The sequence below is a fragment of the Escherichia sp. 20412-1 genome (assembly GCF_003027595.1).
In the GTDB taxonomy this organism is placed as follows: Bacteria; Pseudomonadota; Gammaproteobacteria; order Enterobacterales; family Enterobacteriaceae; genus Escherichia; species Escherichia marmotae.
This window is the reverse complement of record NZ_PYQM01000002.1, coordinates 1-19,917: the sequence shown is the minus strand read 5'-3', so window position 1 is coordinate 19,917 and position 19,917 is coordinate 1. Positions and strand designations below refer to the sequence as shown.

At 50.2% G+C, this 19,917-nt stretch carries 14 protein-coding genes and 1 pseudogene; 10 read left to right on the top strand and 5 right to left on the bottom strand.

What is annotated here, in order from left to right; genetic code table 11:
• The first annotated feature begins 409 nt into the window (after nt 1–409).
• The 3 genes from C7B16_RS01775 to C7B16_RS01765 all read left to right on the top strand — a co-directional run bounded on the left by C7B16_RS01775 (nt 410) and on the right by C7B16_RS01765 (nt 3,185).
• On the top strand, nt 410–1,381 hold the full coding sequence (locus C7B16_RS01775; protein ID WP_001468480.1) for a C4-dicarboxylate TRAP transporter substrate-binding protein: 972 nt from the start codon (nt 410–412) through the stop codon (nt 1,379–1,381).
• A gap of 62 nt (nt 1,382–1,443) precedes the next feature.
• Complete coding sequence (locus tag C7B16_RS01770; protein WP_001210260.1) at nt 1,444–1,917, top strand: TRAP transporter small permease; 474 nt, start codon at nt 1,444–1,446, stop codon at nt 1,915–1,917.
• Nucleotides 1,914–3,185 (top strand): TRAP transporter large permease, encoded by a 1,272-nt coding sequence (locus C7B16_RS01765; protein ID WP_000118645.1) that lies wholly within the window; start codon nt 1,914–1,916, stop codon nt 3,183–3,185. The genes C7B16_RS01770 and C7B16_RS01765 overlap by 4 nt, the downstream gene beginning before the upstream one ends.
• A gap of 42 nt (nt 3,186–3,227) precedes the next feature.
• On the opposite strand, the gene tsr is transcribed toward C7B16_RS01765, so the two are convergent.
• Nucleotides 3,228–4,889, bottom strand: a complete 1,662-nt coding sequence (tsr, locus tag C7B16_RS01760; RefSeq protein ID WP_000919638.1) for a methyl-accepting chemotaxis protein — start codon at nt 4,887–4,889, stop codon at nt 3,228–3,230.
• A gap of 559 nt (nt 4,890–5,448) precedes the next feature.
• On the opposite strand from tsr, the gene btsT reads away from it, so the two are divergent.
• The 3 genes from btsT to yjiA all read left to right on the top strand — a co-directional run bounded on the left by btsT (nt 5,449) and on the right by yjiA (nt 8,887).
• Nucleotides 5,449–7,599 carry a pyruvate/proton symporter BtsT gene (btsT, locus tag C7B16_RS01750; protein ID WP_019841686.1) on the top strand — a complete coding sequence of 717 codons (2,151 nt, stop codon included), beginning with the start codon at nt 5,449–5,451 and terminating at the stop codon, nt 7,597–7,599.
• A 117-nt stretch (nt 7,600–7,716) separates the two neighbouring features.
• Nucleotides 7,717–7,920: a YbdD/YjiX family protein gene (locus tag C7B16_RS01745; protein WP_000467859.1), complete on the top strand. Its 204-nt coding sequence runs from the start codon at nt 7,717–7,719 to the stop codon at nt 7,918–7,920.
• Nucleotides 7,921–7,930: 10 nt separating this feature from the next.
• Nucleotides 7,931–8,887, top strand: a complete 957-nt coding sequence (yjiA, locus tag C7B16_RS01740) for a GTPase (RefSeq protein ID WP_001297640.1) — start codon at nt 7,931–7,933, stop codon at nt 8,885–8,887.
• A 43-nt stretch (nt 8,888–8,930) separates the two neighbouring features.
• Here yjiA and mrr read toward each other — a convergent pair whose 3' ends face one another.
• On the bottom strand, nt 8,931–9,845 hold the full coding sequence (gene mrr, locus C7B16_RS01735; RefSeq protein ID WP_001517695.1) for an adenine/cytosine-specific restriction endonuclease Mrr: 915 nt from the start codon (nt 9,843–9,845) through the stop codon (nt 8,931–8,933).
• A gap of 187 nt (nt 9,846–10,032) precedes the next feature.
• Between mrr and hsdR the strand changes: the two genes are divergently transcribed.
• From hsdR to symE, 4 genes are all read left to right on the top strand, one after another.
• Nucleotides 10,033–13,545: a type I restriction-modification system endonuclease gene (gene hsdR / locus C7B16_RS01730; protein ID WP_107179297.1), complete on the top strand. Its 3,513-nt coding sequence runs from the start codon at nt 10,033–10,035 to the stop codon at nt 13,543–13,545.
• Nucleotides 13,546–13,745: 200 nt separating this feature from the next.
• On the top strand, nt 13,746–15,335 hold the full coding sequence (gene hsdM, locus C7B16_RS01725) for a type I restriction-modification system methyltransferase (protein WP_107179296.1): 1,590 nt from the start codon (nt 13,746–13,748) through the stop codon (nt 15,333–15,335).
• Nucleotides 15,332–16,714, top strand: a complete 1,383-nt coding sequence (locus C7B16_RS24755) for a restriction endonuclease subunit S (protein WP_181244184.1) — start codon at nt 15,332–15,334, stop codon at nt 16,712–16,714. Before hsdM ends, C7B16_RS24755 begins: the two co-directional genes overlap by 4 nt.
• A gap of 227 nt (nt 16,715–16,941) precedes the next feature.
• Nucleotides 16,942–17,283: an endoribonuclease SymE gene (symE, locus tag C7B16_RS01710; RefSeq protein WP_107179295.1), complete on the top strand. Its 342-nt coding sequence runs from the start codon at nt 16,942–16,944 to the stop codon at nt 17,281–17,283.
• 46 nt (nt 17,284–17,329) lie between these two features.
• Here symE and C7B16_RS01705 read toward each other — a convergent pair whose 3' ends face one another.
• The 3 genes and pseudogenes from C7B16_RS01705 to C7B16_RS01695 all read right to left on the bottom strand — a co-directional run bounded on the left by C7B16_RS01705 (nt 17,330) and on the right by C7B16_RS01695 (nt 19,647).
• Entirely contained in the window at nt 17,330–18,493 is a 1,164-nt protein-coding gene (locus tag C7B16_RS01705; RefSeq protein ID WP_107179294.1) for a GmrSD restriction endonuclease domain-containing protein, read from the bottom strand.
• A gap of 276 nt (nt 18,494–18,769) precedes the next feature.
• Nucleotides 18,770–19,423: pseudogene (locus C7B16_RS01700) on the bottom strand (DUF262 domain-containing protein); the annotation flags it as partial.
• Nucleotides 19,424–19,518: 95 nt separating this feature from the next.
• Nucleotides 19,519–19,647 carry a DUF1127 domain-containing protein gene (locus C7B16_RS01695; protein WP_228995449.1) on the bottom strand — a complete coding sequence of 43 codons (129 nt, stop codon included), beginning with the start codon at nt 19,645–19,647 and terminating at the stop codon, nt 19,519–19,521.
• Nucleotides 19,648–19,917 lie beyond the last annotated feature (270 nt).

Here is a 19,917-nt window from a genome sequence, read left to right as displayed (position 1 = left end):
TATCGCTATACACCGTCAACCGAAAATTTATTCTGTTTATATTATCAATTTAAATAATTATCAGTAGATTATAAAATAAAAACAATCACTCCTTATGTGAAATAGCCTGTCGCCGCCTTATAAAATCGCAACAAATACGCTAACTACACGCATACTAAAAAAATGCTTATCTATCTGAAAACAGACCATTACTCATCAGACATTGCATAACTTAAGGATATACAATAAAAATCATATTAAAAACCGATTAAAAGCAGCAAAGTCATACCAGGAGCACGAATTCACGAAACATTTGCAGCAGTCAGTCTATTCGCTGATTATTTTCGCACAGACGACAACTTTTTCATGATGTTTCTCTCCAGATAGTAATGTTGGAGTTATTTATTCTATAACATGGAGTACGTGGAAGATGAGTAAAATAATAGCAATGCTAATTACTGTCAGCACCCTTTTTCTGCCGACAATAATTCAGGCAAAACCGATTTCGATAAAAGTTGCCTATGAAAATAACCCCGGCGAACCACTGGATGTTGTCATGCGCCACTGGGCGGATCTGTTGAATAAAAAAAGTGGTGGTGAAATAACACTGGCGCTTTACCCCAGTTCCCAATTGGGATCAAAACAGGATGTGACTGAACAAGCCATGATGGGGATGAATGTTATTACCCTGAGTGATGTCGCATTCCTCGCTGATTATGAACCAGATTTGGGCATTCTGTTTGGCCCCTATTTAACCGACGATCCGCAAAAACTGTTCAAAATATATGAAAGTGACTGGTTCAAGCAGAAAAATGAAAGCCTGAAGAAAAAAGGTATTCATGTGGTTATGAATAATTATCTTTATGGCACCCGGCAGATCATTTCTAAAAAACCTATCCGCACAGTTGAAGACCTCGCGGGATTAAAAATCCGTGTGCCTAATAATGTCATGCAGATAAAAGCGATTCAGGCGATGGGAGCAACCCCAACGCCAATGCCATTAGGTGAAGTTTATCCTGCGTTAACCCAGGGCGTTATTGACGGAGTGGAAAACCCGATTTCTGTTCTGCAAGGACAAAAACTCTATGAGCAGGCGAAATACCTGACGATGGTGAATTACCTTACCAACACCTCCGTCTGGATTGGTGGCGAAGCTTTCTTTAGCACCCTCTCCCCGGAACAACTGGAAATGATTCACCAGACTGGTTATGAAGCTGGGCTCTATAGCCAGAAGCTCACTCTTGAGCGCGATGCTGAAATGCTGAAAGCCATGCAAGCTGAAGGTGTAGAGGTTATCTATCCTGATACCGAACCATTCCGTAAGAAAGCCCGCGAAGTTTACTCACAGTTCCCGGAGTGGACACCTGGCCTCTATGAAACCATTCAACAACAACTGAAATAAGTATCGATGCTAATCGTCCTGCTTTTTTCACAAAAGCAGGACAAGCCCTTACAGGAGGTTTCATGCGTTTTTTCGGCAAACTGGCAGAGTTTAGCGCTGCCTTTGCGCTGTTTGTTCTGGTTGTGATGACAATTGGAGCAGTATTTATGCGCTATTTCATCGGCCAACCGATTCAGTGGACAGAAGAGATGTCCGGGATGCTGATGATTTGGGTGGTGATGCTAGGTGGTATCGTGGCAGAGCGCGACCGGGCACATCTGACCATCCCTTTTGTAATGGATATGCTGCCAGCCACCATCAGACGAGTGATTGCTGTTCTGGTCGCCCTTCTCTCCCTCTGCGTGTTGCTTTATATGGCCTGGCTGGGCTACCGGCTGGCGGAAATGGCGCAGTTTAAAGTGACACAAATACTGAAAGTTTCCTGGTTCTGGATCGATCTGGCGGTCCCTGTCGGCGCGCTGGCAACTGCTCTCTATACCCTTTACTGGTTAATCACCGATATAAAGCAACCCCATAGCGGAGACGAAAAACAATGAGTTGGTTATTGATTATCCCGCTAATGATCGTCTGTTTATTTCTTAACATTCGGGTCTATCTGGCGATGTTTATTGGCATCATCGCTTACTTTTTATTCTTCTCCAGCGTGCCGATCGAAATTGCCGTCCAGAGGCTAATCGCCCCGACGCAAAGTCCTTCACTACTGGCTATTCCGTTTTTTATTTTGCTGGGTACGCTAATGAGCTACACCGGCATTGCAGAACGCATTTTACAAATTGCCAACGTCCTGGTGGGGAAAATGCGCGGTGGTCTGGGCGTAGCGAATATTCTCGTCAGCACCATGATGGGCGGTGTCAGTGCCTCTAACCTTGCAGATGCAGCAATGTTATCGCGCATGATGGTGCCGGAAATGGAACGCAAAGGTTACAACCGTGCCTTTGCCGCCGCCATTACCGCTGGTGGTTCGTTAGTCACGCCAATCATACCGCCGGGAATTGCCCTGATTATTTACGGTCTGGTTGCGGATGTCTCTATCGGCAAAATGTTTATCGCCGGACTGGTGCCTGGTTTGCTGTGTGCGGTCGTGCTGATGTTTACCGTCTACCTCGTCGCCCGCAGAACAAACGCCAAACCCTCGCGTGAAAGCTGGCCAACGGGCAAAGAAGTGGTGTTCTCTCTCGGTCAGGCGTGGCCAGCGCTGTTTCTGATTTTTGCCGTAGTCGGCGGCATTCGGGCGAATATCTTCACCCCGACGGAAGCAGGTGCCGCAGCGGTATTAATCGTTCTGGCGATTGGCTTTTTCATCTACCGTGAAATGAAAGTTTCCCACGTAGTTAAAGCTCTCGGTGAAACCGCACGCGCCACGGCGTCGGTGATGCTGGTGATTATGGCCAGCGCCGCCCTGGGTTGGATTTTCTCAATGGAACATGCTGGCGTCGCGGTGGCGAATTTCGTCACCTCGCTGACTGAAAACAAATATATGTTCCTTTTGATTATCAACGTATTGCTTTTGACGTTGGGGATGTTTCTGGAAGGAAACGCCATTCTGTTGATCCTGGTGCCGCTACTGAAACCGGTGGTCGAACACTTTGGTATCGATCCGGTACATTTCGGTATCATCATGATCTTCAACCTGTCGATTGGCGCGTTCACGCCGCCGGTGGGCACCGTGATGCTGCTGGTGTGTAATATCACGCAAGTTTCTGTAGGTAATTTCTTTAAGCAATCTCTGCCACTGCTGGTAGCCCTGCTGCTGATGCTGTTGCTGGTCACATATATCCCGGCAATTTCGCTGTTCCTGGTATAACGATAAAAACGCCGGATGAAGCACTCATCCGGCGTCATTGTGTTAAAACGTCTCCCAGTTATCCCCGCTATCGGCAACGGCAATTTTGCGCGGCGCAACCGGTGCCACACTGTTTACTACCAACACTTCGCGCTGACGCTTTTGCTCTTGCTGAATACGAAATACAGCCACAGCTTCAGTCAGGCGGCTGGCCTGCTCTTCCAGCGCGGCGGCAGCGGCGGCAGACTCTTCCACCAGCGCAGCGTTCTGTTGCGTTACCCGATCCATCTCGACAACCGCTAAACCAACCTGATCGATACCACGACTCTGCTCATCAGAAGCAGAGGCAATTTCACCCATAATATCGGTCACGCGGGTCACGGCGCTGACAATCTCCGCCATCGTTTCCCCGGCACTTTCGACCAGCGTAGAGCCAACATCCACTTTGCCAACCGAGTCTTCAATCAGAGTCTTAATTTCACGCGCCGCCTGAGCGCTACGCTGAGCCAGATTACGCACTTCTCCCGCAACTACCGCAAAACCGCGACCTTGTTCACCCGCGCGTGCCGCTTCGACCGCCGCATTCAAGGCCAGAATATTAGTCTGGAAAGCAATGCCGTCGATAACACTGATAATGTCGGCAATTTTCTGCGAACTAGTAGAAATATCACGCATGGTCTGTACCACGCTATCCACCACATTTCCGCCGCGTTGTGCTGTTTCAGAAGCACTTAATGCCAGATGGCTGGCCTGCCGCGCGTTCTCGGCATTTTGTTTCACTGTCGCGGTCAGTTGCTCCATGCTGGCTGCCGTCTCTTCCAGCGAAGCTGCCTGTTGCTCGGTGCGCGAAGAGAGGTCATTGTTGCCGGTGGCGATTTCGCTGGCCCCGCTATAGATAGCATTCGCGCCGTTACGCACATCGCCTACGGTACGTACCAGCTCACTTTGCATATGACGCAAACTCTCTGCCAGTTGACCCACTTCATTGGAACCGTCCACCTCAATCGATTTCACCAGATCACCGCCAGCAATATGGCGAATGCTGTCGATCAGGCGATTCATCGGTGCCACCAGCGACGTTTTAATACCAAACCAGACGGCGAAAATCACCGCCAGTACGACGATCAGCACGCACGCCAGCACCCACATTGCCTGGTTATAGGAAGCATTATTATCGGTGACGGCGATGTCATAGAGACGATCGTTTTGCTGCATATACGCCATATACTGCTTTTCGAACCCGTCCTGATATCCCTGTGTAGGTTGGTCAAAAAACGCATTGATTTTGCCCGCACTTAACAACTGGATCAGCTCCGCCAGTGCATTGTGATAGATATCGTAATTGCGTTTGATCTCAGTAGCAGCCGCTGTGCTCTGACGCGAGTTACGCGGTAATGCCTCGTAATCTGCCCAGTTTTTTTCCGCTTGTTTCAGTGAAAGAGTGGCACTCTGCATCAGCTCGGCAACAGTTGAACCACTGCCAATATTGTTCTGATCCATCATGTAGCGGATGCCCGCGCGGTTGAGGGTGTTACGCGTCTGCAACAACTCAACCCAACTGCTATTCAGCGTAGATTGCTGCTGGCGAATGGTTTGTAAAACGGAGAAGTATTCTTTGTCCTTCTTTAAGGTATTAAAGAACAGACCGCCTGATGTTAGTTGTAAAAGGCCGAAAATGGCCAAAACCAGTAGTACACTGGTCACGATCCTGATACGTTTTAGCATGGTTTCTCTTTTCCTGTTGACCGATAGCAGGATTTTCGGCCTGGAATGAGAAAACTTTATAGGTAGCGGCTTTAAACTGGCTAAATTTACCTCACTTTTTTATTTTTGTTCAAAAATACAATAGCCACGCATTGGTACATTTTCTTTTGTTATTTTTTTCACACTAATTGTATCTATTTTGAACATGAGAATATTTGCCAATAGTTTAATATTATTGGCCAAAACAATATTACCGGTTGGGAAGTGTGGTTTTATATTGTTATTTAATATATATAGAATAAATATAATTTTTATATGAGTAACACAACCGGGAGATAAAATTCGCCCTGGGTGTGATCATCATCACATAAATAACCTTCGTAAACCTCGCCCAATACCGCTCAACTGCAAAACTGACCGCTTACATCCCTAATATAACCGCTCAGTTATTTACCTTACTTTACGCGCGCGTAACTCTGGCAACATCACTGCAGGATAGCGGTCAATTTACCTCCTCAAACGCAACGCAAACCTAGAACGGCTTCGGCCAACTATTAATCAATACATGCCAGGTTTTACTATGGATACTAAAAAGATATTCAAGCACATACCCTGGGTGATTCTCGGAATCATCGGTGCATTCTGCCTCGCGGTAGTTGCATTACGTCGGGGGGAGCACGTCAGTGCCCTGTGGATCGTGGTCGCCTCTGTGTCGGTGTATCTGGTGGCGTATCGCTACTACAGTCTGTACATCGCCCAGAAGGTGATGAAACTCGACCCCACGCGCGCGACGCCTGCGGTTATTAACAACGACGGTCTGAACTATGTTCCGACCAACCGTTACGTGTTGTTTGGTCACCACTTCGCCGCTATCGCCGGTGCTGGTCCGCTGGTGGGGCCGGTTCTCGCCGCGCAAATGGGCTACCTGCCAGGCACGCTGTGGCTGCTGGCAGGCGTGGTGCTGGCCGGTGCGGTTCAGGACTTTATGGTGCTGTTTATCTCTTCTCGCCGTAACGGCGCATCTCTCGGTGAGATGATCAAAGAAGAGATGGGGCCAGTACCTGGGACTATCGCGCTGTTTGGCTGTTTCTTAATCATGATCATCATCCTGGCGGTACTGGCGCTGATCGTGGTTAAAGCCCTGGCCGAAAGTCCGTGGGGTGTCTTCACCGTTTGCTCAACCGTACCGATTGCGCTGTTTATGGGTATCTACATGCGCTTTATTCGTCCGGGGCGTGTAGGTGAAGTCTCTGTCATTGGTATTGTGCTGCTGGTTGCCTCTATCTACTTCGGCGGCGTGATTGCTCACGACCCTTACTGGGGTCCGGCACTGACCTTTAAAGACACCACCATTACCTTCGCGCTGATTGGCTATGCGTTTGTTTCCGCGCTGCTGCCGGTGTGGTTGATCCTCGCACCGCGCGACTATCTGGCAACCTTCCTGAAAATCGGCGTTATCGTCGGCCTGGCGCTGGGTATCGTGGTGCTGAACCCGGAACTGAAAATGCCTGCGATGACTCAGTACATTGATGGTACTGGCCCGCTGTGGAAAGGCGCTCTGTTCCCGTTCCTGTTCATCACCATCGCCTGTGGTGCGGTATCTGGCTTCCACGCGCTGATCTCTTCCGGTACGACGCCGAAACTGCTGGCTAACGAAACCGACGCGCGTTTCATTGGCTACGGCGCAATGCTGATGGAGTCCTTCGTGGCGATTATGGCGCTGGTTGCTGCGTCCATCATCGAACCGGGTCTTTACTTCGCGATGAACACCCCGCCAGCGGGTCTCGGCATCACCATGCCTAACCTGCATGAAATGGGTGGCGAGAACGCGCCTGTCATCATGGCACAACTGAAAGACGTTACCGCACACGCGGCGGCAACTGTCAGTTCCTGGGGCTTCGTGATTTCGCCGGAACAGATCCTGCAAACTGCGAAAGACATTGGTGAACCCTCTGTCCTGAACCGTGCGGGTGGCGCGCCGACGCTGGCGGTAGGTATCGCTCACGTGTTCCACAAAGTGCTGCCGATGGCTGACATGGGCTTCTGGTATCACTTCGGTATTCTGTTCGAAGCACTGTTCATCCTGACCGCGCTGGATGCCGGTACGCGTTCTGGCCGCTTTATGCTGCAAGACCTGCTGGGCAACTTCATCCCGTTCCTGAAAAAAACCGACTCTCTGGTTGCCGGTATCATCGGTACTGCGGGCTGTGTGGGTCTGTGGGGCTACCTGCTGTATCAGGGTGTGGTCGATCCGCTGGGCGGCGTTAAGAGCCTGTGGCCGCTGTTCGGTATCTCTAACCAGATGCTGGCAGCCGTGGCGCTGGTACTGAGCACTGTGGTGCTGATTAAGATGAAGCGCACTAAATACATCTGGGTTACCGTTATCCCGGCAGTATGGCTGCTTATCTGCACTACCTGGGCGCTGGGTCTGAAGCTGTTCAGCAACAACCCGCAGATGGAAGGCTTCTTCTACATGGCAAGCCAGTACAAAGAGAAGATTGCTAACGGTACTGACCTGACGGCACAGCAGATTGCCAACATGAACCACATCGTTGTGAACAACTACACCAACGCAGGCCTGAGTATTCTGTTCCTGATTGTGGTGTACAGCATCATCTTCTACGGTTTCAAAACCTGGCTGAAGGTGCGTAACAGTGACAAACGTACTGACAAAGAAACGCCGTACGTTCCAATCCCGGAAGGCGGCGTGAAGATCTCTTCGCATCACTAACCGGTTGCCTTATCCGGCTTACAAAATGTCTATCGTAGGCCGGATAAGGCGTTTACGCCGCATCCGGCAAATCCCCGGCCCGGCTCTTCCGGGCTTTACGCATATCTGGAAGGCAAAATGTTTGGTAACTTAGGACAGGCAAAAAAATATCTCGGCCAGGCGGCGAAGATGTTGATTGGCATTCCAGACTACGACAACTACGTCGAGCATATGAAGACCAACCATCCCGACAAGCCGTACATGAGCTATGAAGAATTCTTCCGCGAACGCCAGAACGCGCGCTACGGCGGCGATGGTAAAGGCGGTATGCGCTGTTGTTAATGGAGAGAGCATGAACCCGATTGCAGTCACCCTACTCACCGGTTTTTTAGGCGCGGGCAAAACCACCCTGCTACGCCATATTCTTAACGAACAGCACGGCTATAAGATTGCCGTAATTGAAAACGAATTTGGCGAAGTCTCCGTCGATGATCAACTGATTGGCGACCGCGCCACGCAGATCAAAACGCTGACCAACGGCTGCATCTGCTGTTCCCGCTCCAACGAACTGGAAGATGCGCTGCTCGACCTGCTGGATAATCTCGACAAGGGCAATATTCAGTTCGACCGTCTGGTGATTGAATGCACCGGCATGGCCGATCCCGGCCCGATTATTCAGACCTTTTTCTCCCATGAGATTTTATGCCAGCGTTACCTGCTGGACGGCGTGATTGCGCTGGTAGATGCGGTACATGCCGATGAGCAGATGAACCAGTTCACTATCGCCCAGTCACAGGTTGGCTACGCCGACCGTATTCTGCTGACCAAAACCGACGTCGCAGGCGAAGCAGAAAAACTGCGTGAACGTCTGGCGCGAATCAACGCCCGTGCACCGGTCTACACCGTCACTCACGGCGACATCGACCTGGGCCTGCTGTTCAACACCAACGGTTTTATGCTGGAAGAAAACGTTGTCAGCACCAAACCGCGTTTCCACTTTATCGCGGATAAACAAAACGATATTTCGTCGATTGTGGTGGAACTGGATTACCCGGTAGATATCAGCGAAGTTTCCCGGGTGATGGAAAACCTGCTGCTGGAGTCGGCGGATAAACTGCTGCGTTACAAAGGGATGCTGTGGATTGACGGCGAACCTAACCGCCTGCTGTTCCAGGGCGTCCAGCGCCTCTACAGCGCCGACTGGGATCGCCCGTGGGGCGATGAAAAACCGCATAGCACGATGGTGTTTATTGGGATCCAGTTGCCGGAGGAAGAGATAAGGGCAGCGTTTGCGGGGTTGAGGAAGTAAGGGCTGGTAGGCCGGATAAGCACAGCGCATCCGGCCAGGTTTTTCACTCAAAATAGTCCATATCCAGTTTCGGCACCTTCAACAAACGTGAAGAAACCCCTACTTCGTTTTCGATCATTAAGTGCACCAGGCGTTCCCCATCAACCAACACCATCCCCTCGACGGATTGGGCAAAGTCACGCGCCTGAGACGTAAATCCAGAAGTGGTAATAAAAACTCCACGTTTCGCTTTTTGCCCGGCCAGTGCGCCATAAAACGCCTGTAATTCTGGCCTGCCTACAGTGTTCTGCCAACGTTTTGCCTGAACATAAACTTTCTCCAGGCCCAGTTTATCAAGCGAGATTACGCCATCAATACCACCATCTCCAGTACCGCCAACACGCTGCAAATCATCACGGTGGCCGCCATACCCCAGGCGATGCAAAACATCCAGAACAATGACTTCAAAGCGCGAAGGAGAAACCTGCAATAAGTTTTCCAGAACCTCATCAGCCACCGCATCACGAAGTTCCTTTAGCGCCTGATCTAACCGATCGTCCGGGCTGCTCTTTGCCAGTTCTTCATGATCGGGAGTGTCGGCTTTTGGCTCTAAATCGACGGCATCCGGCTGTGACTTGAGTTTGACATTCGTAAAATCGAAGGCCAGATGGTTCGTCTCCTGCTCCGTCATTGGCTGGGGATGAGACGCAACCCAGTCAAAACCAGCGGGGGTTAGGCACCATTTGCCACGCGACAAACTCTGCGATAACCCGGCACGTTTTAAACGGTCATGCGCCCAGCCTGCACGATTTTTATAAACAAGTTGTCCGCTGGTAATGACTTTCGCTCGCTGGCTGTCATCCAGCCCTAATGCATCCGCGGCAGCCTCATGGACATCACGCGCGGCTGCACCTTCCGGTTTTGTCGCCAGATAACGCAGAACAGGTTCAATAAATTTGTCATAGGTAGGAACCGTCATAGTACATCCTTGCAGAATCAGGTAGATGTTTTTCGGCTACTATAGCACTACAAAAATAGACGAACACGTTAGAAATGAGTCAGTTGCTGTGACCGCGGTCATTGCCCGGAAAGGTACAGAAAGCTAAGATGAGATGTTATGGGCCTTAAATATTTGGACAGGCCCACACAGCAATGGATTAATAACAATGATGAATAAATCCAATTTTGAATTCCTGAAAGGCGTCAACGACTTCACTTATGCCATCGCCTGTGCGGCGGAAAATAACTACCCGGATGATCCCAACACGACGCTGATTAAAATGCGTATGTTTGGCGAAGCCACAGCGAAACATCTTGGTCTGTTACTCAACATCCCCCCTTGTGAGAATCAACACGATCTCCTGCGCGAACTCGGCAAAATCGCCTTCGTTGATGACAACATCCTCTCTGTATTCCACAAATTACGCCGCATTGGTAACCAGGCGGTGCACGAATATCATAACGATCTCGACGATGCCCAGATGTGCCTGCGACTCGGGTTCCGCCTGGCAGTCTGGTACTACCGTCTGGTCACTAAAGATTATGACTTCCCGGTGCCTGTGTTTGTATTGCCAGAACGTGGCGAGAACCTCTATCACCAGGAAGTGCTGACGCTAAAACAACAGCTTGAACAGCAGGTGCGAGAAAAAGCGCAGACTCAGGCAGAAGTCGAAGCGCAACAGCAGAAGCTGGTTGCCCTGAACGGCTATATTGCCATTCTGGAAGGCAAACAGCAGGAAACCGAAGCGCAAACCCAGGCTCGCCTTGCTGCACTGGAAGCGCAGCTCGCCGAGAAGAACGCAGAACTGGCAAAACAGACCGAACAGGAACGTAAGGCTTACCACAAAGAAATTACCGATCAGGCCATCAAGCGCACACTCAACCTTAGCGAAGAAGAGAGTCGCTTCCTGATTGACGCGCAACTGCGTAAAGCAGGCTGGCAGGCCGATAGCAAAACCCTGCGCTTCTCCAAAGGCGCACGCCCGGAACCCGGCGTCAATAAAGCCATTGCTGAATGGCCGACCGGGAAAGATGAAACGGGTAAACAAGGCTTTGCGGATTATGTGCTGTTTGTCGGCCTCAAGCCCATCGCGGTGGTAGAGGCGAAACGTAAAAATATCGACGTTCCCGCAAAGCTCAATGAGTCGTATCGCTACAGTAAATGCTTCGATAATGGCTTCCTGCGGGAAACCTTGCTTGAGCATTACTCACCGGATGAAGTGCATGAAGCGGTGCCGGAGTATGAAACCAGTTGGCAGGACACCTGCGGCCAACAACGGTTTAAAATCCCCTTCTGCTACTCGACCAACGGGCGCGAATACCGCGCAGCGATGAAGACTAAAAGTGGCATCTGGTATCGCGACGTGCGTGATACCCGCAATATGTCGAAAGCCCTACCCGAGTGGCATCGCCCGGAAGAGCTGCTGGAAATGCTCGCCAGCGAACCGCAAAAACAGAATCAGTGGTTTGCCAATAACCCTGGCATGAGCGAGCTGGGCCTGCGTTATTATCAGGAAGATGCCGTCCGCGCGGTTGAAAAGGCTGTCGTCAACGGTCAACAAGAGATCCTGCTGGCGATGGCGACCGGTACAGGTAAAACCCGTACGGCGATCGCCATGATGTTCCGCCTGATCCAGTCCCAGCGTTTTAAACGCATTCTCTTCCTCGTTGACCGCCGTTCTCTTGGCGAGCAGGCGCTGGGCGCGTTTGAAGATACGCGTATTAACGGCGACACCTTCAACAGCATTTTCGACATTAAAGGGCTGACGGATAAATTCCCGGAAGACAGTACCAAAATTCACGTTGCCACCGTACAGTCGCTGGTGAAACGCACCCTGCAATCAGATGAACCGATGCCGGTGGCCCGTTACGACTGTATCGTCGTTGACGAAGCGCATCGCGGCTACATTCTCGATAAAGAGCAGACCGAAGGCGAACTGCAGTTCCGCAGCCAACTGGATTACGTTTCTGCCTATCGTCGCATTCTCGATCACTTCGATGCGGTAAAAATCGCCCTCACCGCCACCCCGGCGCTGCATACGGTGCAGATTTTCGGCGAGCCGGTTTACCGTTACACCTACCGTACCGCGGTTATCGACGGTTTTCTGATCGACCAGGATCCGCCGATTCAGATCACCACCCGCAACGCACAGGAGGGAGTTTATCTCTCCAAAGGCGAACAGGTTGAACGCATCAGCCCGCAGGGGGAAGTGATCAACGACACCCTGGAAGACGATCAGGATTTTGAGGTCGCCGACTTTAACCGTGGTCTGGTGATCCCGGCGTTTAACCGCGCCGTCTGTAACGAACTCACCAATTACCTTGACCCGACCAGGTCACAAAAAACGCTGGTCTTCTGCGTCACCAATGCCCATGCCGATATGGTGGTGGAAGAGCTGCGTACCGCGTTCAAGAAAAAGTATCCGCAACTGGAGCACGACGCGATCATCAAGATCACCGGTGATGCCGATAAAGACGCGCGCAAAGTGCAGACCATGATCACCCGTTTCAATAAAGAGCGGCTGCCTAATATCGTGGTGACCGTCGACCTGCTGACCACCGGCGTCGATATTCCGTCGATATGTAACATCGTGTTCCTGCGTAAAGTACGCAGCCGTATTCTGTACGAGCAGATGAAAGGCCGCGCCACGCGCTTATGCCCGGACGTGAATAAAACCAGCTTTAAGATTTTCGACTGCGTCGATATCTACAGCACGCTGGAGAGCGTCGACACCATGCGTCCGGTGGTGGTGCGCCCGAAGGTGGAACTGCAAACGCTGGTCAACGAAATTACCGATTCAGGAACCTATAAAATCACCGAAGCGGACGGCCGTAGCTTTGCCGAGCACAGCCATGAACAACTGGTGGCGAAGCTCCAGCGCATCATCGGCCTGGCCACGTTTAACCGTGACCGCAGCGAAACGATAGACAAACAGGTGCGTCGTCTGGATGAGCTATGCCAGGACGCGGCGGGCGTGAACTTTAACGGCTTCGCCTCGCGCCTGCGGGAAAAAGGGCCGCACTGGAGCGCCGAAGTCTTTAACAAACTGCCTGGCTTTATCGCCCGTCTGGAAAAGCTGAAAACCGACATCAACAACCTGAATGATGCGCCGATCTTCCTCGATATTGACGATGAAGTGGTGAGCGTAAAATCGCTGTACGGTGATTACGACACGCCGCAGGATTTCCTCGAAGCCTTTGACTCGCTGGTGCAACGTTCCCCGAACGCGCAACCGGCATTGCAGGCGGTGATCAATCGCCCGCGCGATCTCACCCGTAAAGGACTGGTCGAGCTACAGGAGTGGTTTGACCGCCAGCACTTTGAGGAATCTTCCCTGCGCAAAGCGTGGAAAGAGACGCGCAATGAAGATATCGCCGCCCGGCTGATTGGACATATTCGCCGCGCGGCGGTGGGCGATGCGCTGAAACCGTTTGAGGAACGTGTCGATCACGCGCTGACGCGCATTAAGGGCGAAAACGACTGGAGCAGCGAGCAATTAAGCTGGCTCGATCGTTTAGCGCAGGCGCTGAAAGAGAAAGTGGTGCTCGACGACGATGTGTTCAAAACCGGCAACTTCCACCGTCGCGGCGGGAAGGCGATGCTGCAAAGAACCTTTGACGATAATCTCGACAACCTGCTCGATAAATTCAGCGATTATATTTGGGATGAACTCGCCTGACACGTATACACTTCATCCTTCAGGCTGCCTCTGCGTTGGCTGCGCTCGTTCACCCCGGTCACGTACTTCTGTACGCTCCCGGGGATTCACTCGCTTGCCACCTTGATGCAACCTGAATGATTTTGTGTATATTACCCCCGGCAATTTCTTTTTCTGCGGCCCCGAACATGCGGGCCGCTGCTTAATTTACGGAACTCACAATGAACAATAACGATCTGGTCGCGAAGCTGTGGAAGCTGTGCGACAACCTGCGCGATGGCGGCGTTTCCTATCAAAACTACGTCAATGAACTCGCCTCGCTGCTGTTTTTGAAAATGTGTAAAGAGACCGGACAGGAAGCCGATTACCTGCCGGAAGGCTACCGCTGGGATGACCTGAAATCGCGCATCGGCCAGGAGCAGTTGCAGTTCTACCGTAACCTGCTGGTACATCTGGGCGCCGACAATCAAAAGCTGGTGCAGGCGGTATTCCAGAACGTCAACACAACCATTACCCAGCCAAAACAGTTGACCGAGCTGGTCAGCAATATGGATTCACTGGACTGGTACAACGGTGCGCACGGTAAGTCGCGCGATGACTTCGGCGATATGTACGAAGGGCTGTTGCAGAAGAACGCGAATGAAACCAAGTCTGGTGCGGGCCAGTACTTCACCCCGCGTCCGCTGATTAAAACCATTATTCATCTGCTGAAACCGCAGCCGCGTGAAGTAGTGCAGGACCCGGCAGCAGGTACGGCGGGCTTTTTGATTGAAGCCGACCGCTACGTTAAGTCGCAAACCAATGATCTGGACGACCTTGATGGCGACACGCAGGATTTCCAGATCCACCGCGCGTTTATCGGCCTCGAACTGGTGCCCGGCACCCGTCGTCTGGCACTGATGAACTGCCTGCTGCACGATATTGAAGGCAACCTCGACCACGGCGGCGCAATCCGTCTGGGCAACACTCTGGGTAGCGACGGTGAAAACCTGCCGAAGGCGCATATTGTCGCCACTAACCCGCCGTTTGGCAGCGCCGCAGGCACCAACATTACCCGCACCTTTGTTCACCCGACCAGTAACAAACAGTTGTGCTTTATGCAACATATTATCGAAACGCTGCACCCCGGCGGTCGTGCGGCGGTCGTGGTGCCGGATAACGTGCTGTTTGAAGGCGGTAAAGGCACCGACATTCGTCGTGACCTGATGGATAAGTGTCATCTGCACACTATTCTGCGTCTGCCGACCGGTATTTTTTACGCGCAGGGCGTGAAAACCAACGTGCTGTTCTTTACCAAAGGGACGGTGGTGAACCCGAATCAGGATAAGAACTGCACCGATGATGTGTGGGTATACGACCTGCGTACCAATATGCCGAGTTTCGGCAAGCGCACGCCGTTTACTGACGAGCATTTGCAGCCGTTTGAGCGCGTGTATGGCGAAGACCCGCACGGTTTAAGCCCGCGCACTGAAGGGGAATGGAGTTTTAACGCCGAAGAGACGGAAGTTGCCGACAGCGAAGAGAACAAAAACACCGACCAGCACCTGGCTACCAGCCGCTGGCGCAAGTTCAGCCGCGAGTGGATCCGTACCGCGAAATCCGATTCGCTGGATATCTCCTGGCTGAAAGATAAAGACAGCATTGATGCCGACAGCCTGCCGGAGCCGGATGTATTAGCGGCAGAAGCGATGGGAGAACTGGTGCAGGCGCTGTCTGAACTGGATGCGCTGATGCGTGAACTGGGAGCGAGCGATGAGGCCGATTTGCAGCGTCAGTTACTGGAAGAAGCGTTTGGTGGGGTGAAGGAATGAGTGCGGGGAAATTGCCAGAGGGGTGGGTGATTACCACTTTTACAGAGCTATTGGATGTACAAGGCGGAACCCAACCACCTAAATCAGAATTTATCTCTGAAATGCAAGATGGTTACGTACGCCTATTACAGATTAGGGATTTCGGCAATAAACCTGTGCCAACATACATCCCTGATACAAGCAAACTAAAGAAATGCAAAGAAGAAGATTTACTCATAGGGCGCTATGGTGCATCACTTGGAAGAATTTGCACAGGTCATGCTGGTGCATACAATGTTGCATTGGCTAAAGTCATTATTCCGAAGCAACTTGAGCGATCCTTTGTTCGATATTATCTTGAATCCGAAATTTTCCAATTTCCTTTAAGATTATTATCTCGTTCTGCACAAAATGGTTTTAACAAAGATGACCTCAGCAAATTTAATTTTGTTCTTGTTCCTCTTTCCGAACAAAAAATCATCGCTGAAAAACTCGATACACTGCTGGCGCAGGTAGACAGCGCCAAAGCACGTCTTGAGCAAATTCCACAAATCCTGAAACGTTTTCGTCAGGCGGTGCTTACCTTTGCCATGAATGGAGAATTAACAAAAGAATGGCGTTCTCAAAATAATAATCCTGCTTTTTTTTCCGCTGAAAAAAACAGTTTAAAACAATTTCGTAATAAAGAACTACCAAGTATCCCCAATAATTGGTCATGGATGCGGTTTGATCAAGTTGCTGATATTGCGTCAAAATTAAAATCACCACTTGATTATCCTAATACAATCCATCTTGCTCCGAATCATATTGAATCATGGACAGGTAAAGCATCTGGTTATCAAACTATTCTAGAAGATGGCGTAACTAGTGCTAAGCATGAATTTTATACAGGTCAAATAATTTACTCGAAAATCCGACCATACTTATGCAAAGTCACAATTGCAACGTTTGATGGTATGTGTAGTGCTGATATGTACCCCATTAATAGTAAAATTGATACTCATTTTCTTTTCCGTTGGATGTTGACCAACACTTTCACTGATTGGGCATCAAATGCAGAAAGCCGTACGGTGTTACCTAAAATAAATCAAAAAGATTTGAGTGAAATACCAGTCCCAACTCCTCCACTCCCCGAACAAGCCGAAATCGTTCGCCGCGTCGAGCAACTCTTCGCCTACGCCGACACCATAGAAAAACAGGTCAACAACGCCCTGGCCCGCGTCAACAACCTGACGCAATCCATCCTGGCAAAAGCGTTCCGTGGTGAACTCACCGCCCAGTGGCGGGCCGAAAACCCGGAATTAATCAGCGGAGAAAACAGCGCCGCCGCGTTGCTGGAAAAAATCAAAGCTGAACGCGCAGCCAGCGGGGGTAAAAAAGCCTCGCGTAAAAAATCCTGATCATTATTTTCTGGCGCACCTTTCCGGTGCGCTTTTTATTATTTCACGCCAATCATAACTCACGCAAATATATTTAAATCATTCCAGAAACCGCCCATTTTATTCTATTTTTAGCTGGACTTTCCCTGTATTTACTGATGATATATCCAGGTATTTAGCGCGGTGCGGATGTGCGCCAACACACCCGCACCGCTCATCACAATCACTATTATCGGAGAATAGCAGTTATGACTGACACGCATTCTATTGCACAACCGTTCGAAGCAGAAGTCTCCCCGGCAAATAACCGTCAATTAACCGTGAGTTATGCGAGTCGCTACCCGGATTACAGCCGTATTCCCGCCATCACCCTGAAAGGTCAGTGGCTGGAAGCCGCCGGTTTTGCCACCGGCACGGCGGTAGATGTCAAAGTGATGGAAGGCTGTATTGTCCTCACCGCCCAACCACCCGCCACCGAAGAGAGCGAACTGATGCAGTCGCTGCGCCAGGTGTGCAAGCTGTCGGTACGTAAACAAAAGCAGGTGCAGGAGTTTATTGGGGTGATTGCGGGTAAACAGAAAGTCGCCTGATACATTGACCCGGTAGCGCCAGTGCTACCGGGTATTATTCGCCGCGTTACACCAACGCGCTCTCCATCTGCTTTTCAAATGCCTGACGAATTAATCCCATAATGTAAGGAAGTTGTGTTAGGTCGCTGAAACCAATTTCCACATCGCCATTGCCACTACGTGCCATACCGGTTACATCTCTTGCCATCCGTTGAGGATCAATCAGTTCGGGAAATGGCATATTCAGTGTCAAATGCAGTTGTTTTTTCTGTGGCACCACATCGACAAAGTTCGTTTCAGCTTTAAAGGCGATATACCGTTTCAATACTTCCTGCGTAATCCCGGCATCTATATGCATCACTGCATCGCAAAAATAATCAAACAAGATTCGGCTATGCTCACCTTTTTGTAAGAACGGATAATCATTCAAATTGTACCGGGGCAAGCGGGCCGGTTGCGCACGCCAGACCGCCAATACCTCTTCCGGAAGATACGGCGTCCCCCAGACCTGGACCGCAAGCTCCGCAAGGCGAGCGGCTCGGGCATGAATGGCAGCTTCATCCCATTTTTCGCACTGTCCAAGACCGATATTCAAATAGAGCGGGCTATGTTTAAAGCCCTCTTCAATATCGCGTTTTTCCGCAAAAGATCTGTCACTGTAGCGGGAGTTATAGCGCGTTAAAGTGAGATTCCCCAACGTATGTAAAAGTTCTTTATGCACACGCTGCCAGTCACTTCCCAGCTCTTCGCGCCATTTAGCCGACAGGTTCTCGTTCTGTGGCATAATGTGTTCAATCGTAAACTCTTCCACGCGCTCTCTGCGTTTATCGTTTTCCAGTCGTCGTAACCAGTAGCTGCGGCTGCGGAAGTTATAGAGATCGCGAATTTTTAATTCCCGTTTAAACTCCTCATCGTTGGGAAAACGACGATATGAAGGTAGTTCTAATAAATGCGCCTGAACGCTTTCCAGATATTTTTCTTTATTAATGGCCTTATAAAAAGTCGCAAACGTCTTATTCAGAGAATTTGTCGGAATCGCACATACTGCACGGCGGAAAACATAAGATTCAATTAAACGAATTATGCGCAGGAAATCTTCGTGAGACAAAACGCTATTTTTATAGTCATGATAAAGCACCAGTAAAAAAGGATACGCCACATCGACTTTTAACTCACGCAAGTCATGAAAAGCCGTGGCAAGCGATTTGTCACTTTCTTTACCCAATGCCATCGCACAGTAATACTCCGCATAGATGTGAATATCTTCAACCAGCCGATCCACGCCTTTTTCAGCAACACTCTGGCTGCGGGCATGCAGTTTAAATGCCTCATAGACTTCATCTGTCCGAGGGATCTCCCCCGTTTTTACCGTCAGATAATGACGCATAAAACTGTCAAAATATTCGCTGTAACCATGCTGACCAAAAGCGACTTCCATTGGTCGCCAGTGATCTTCATACAACCGGGTTTGATGCTCTGGTTCGAGGCCCATCAGAATAAAATTGCGCACCAGATCGGCCTGACTTAATGCCTTACCGGTGGAATTCATACTTTCAAAAATCAGTTGCGGATTATCCTGACCACGATTAAGCGCCACATCGACAATTAATAACTTTGCTAACCCACGACATAAGGGGCTCAAGTCATCACCGAGTTTGGCAATTTGCTCATCAAAGAAAGTAAAGTTTTCCATTATTCGATGGGAATAGTTTTCTGGCATTGGTCTTTGTTTTATTAACGCCAGCAAACTGTCTTTATCAGTCTCGGTCAGCAGTAATTTAAATCCTTTCTCGCCGGACTCATAAGGATTGAGTAAATAATAATTACGCAATTTCATTGCCGAAAAGCCCTCAAAAACTTCGTCTTCGCCAAGATGGCGCGATAAAGCCTCAATCAGCAACATTGCGGTCGTCAGCCGCTGCTGACCATCAATGACCAGCAACGGAGAAATACCAGAAACCTGATACAACCCCTGCTCTATATAAACAACAGAACCGATAAAATGCGCTGATATATCGTCACGCTTTCCGGCACGAATGATGTCGTCCCAAAGTTGCCGACATTGTTGCCCGGTCCATGAATAGGTGCGTTGATAAATGGGAATAACAAACTGCTGCGAACGTTTTAAAAAATCGAGTAGGCGAGCCTCTGTGGCTTTCATCCTGGCGTCCTTCCGTGAAGCAATAATGGCGCAATAATAACCACTTCCTTGTGGAGGTTATAGAGAAATCCTGTTTATCCGCGACGAACTGTCCTTCACTCCACATCCTCCCTGCGCAACCCAATATCCTTCAACCGCTCATCACTCATCTGCTGTAACACGCGCCGGGTCTGCTTTTTCAGCCACCAGCTTCTCACCGCCTGCCAGAGTTGCACAAGGCCGATAAACGGCGCTTTGGCTTTGTTTTCGTGAAATTACATCTGCTGCCTCCTCATCTTTCAGAGGCTTCATCATCCGCCTTCTGGCAGCTCACAATGCAGATACAACTATTACTTTTATTTAACATACAGACAGGTTAAAACAGCATTGTAGTGGCACACTAAATTTGGCCACCTGAACAGAGGTGATATGCTCACCTCAGAACAACACAGGTGCTCCAATGAAAAAAAGAAATTTCAGCGCAGAGTTTAAACGCGAATCCGCTCAACTGGTTG

Excerpts from the sequence above, each read along its gene's own strand:
- C7B16_RS01775 (WP_001468480.1), top strand. The coding sequence starts at position 410 with ATGAGTAAAATAATAGCAATGCTAATTACTGTCAGCACCCTTTTTCTG.
- C7B16_RS01770 (WP_001210260.1), top strand. The coding sequence starts at position 1,444 with ATGCGTTTTTTCGGCAAACTGGCAGAGTTTAGCGCTGCCTTTGCGCTG.
- C7B16_RS01765 (WP_000118645.1), top strand. The coding sequence starts at position 1,914 with ATGAGTTGGTTATTGATTATCCCGCTAATGATCGTCTGTTTATTTCTT.
- tsr (WP_000919638.1), bottom strand. The coding sequence starts at position 4,889 with ATGCTAAAACGTATCAGGATCGTGACCAGTGTACTACTGGTTTTGGCC.
- btsT (WP_019841686.1), top strand. The coding sequence starts at position 5,449 with ATGGATACTAAAAAGATATTCAAGCACATACCCTGGGTGATTCTCGGA.
- C7B16_RS01745 (WP_000467859.1), top strand. The coding sequence starts at position 7,717 with ATGTTTGGTAACTTAGGACAGGCAAAAAAATATCTCGGCCAGGCGGCG.
- yjiA (WP_001297640.1), top strand. The coding sequence starts at position 7,931 with ATGAACCCGATTGCAGTCACCCTACTCACCGGTTTTTTAGGCGCGGGC.
- mrr (WP_001517695.1), bottom strand. The coding sequence starts at position 9,845 with ATGACGGTTCCTACCTATGACAAATTTATTGAACCTGTTCTGCGTTAT.
- hsdR (WP_107179297.1), top strand. The coding sequence starts at position 10,033 with ATGATGAATAAATCCAATTTTGAATTCCTGAAAGGCGTCAACGACTTC.
- hsdM (WP_107179296.1), top strand. The coding sequence starts at position 13,746 with ATGAACAATAACGATCTGGTCGCGAAGCTGTGGAAGCTGTGCGACAAC.
- C7B16_RS24755 (WP_181244184.1), top strand. The coding sequence starts at position 15,332 with ATGAGTGCGGGGAAATTGCCAGAGGGGTGGGTGATTACCACTTTTACA.
- symE (WP_107179295.1), top strand. The coding sequence starts at position 16,942 with ATGACTGACACGCATTCTATTGCACAACCGTTCGAAGCAGAAGTCTCC.
- C7B16_RS01705 (WP_107179294.1), bottom strand. The coding sequence starts at position 18,493 with ATGGCATTGGGTAAAGAAAGTGACAAATCGCTTGCCACGGCTTTTCAT.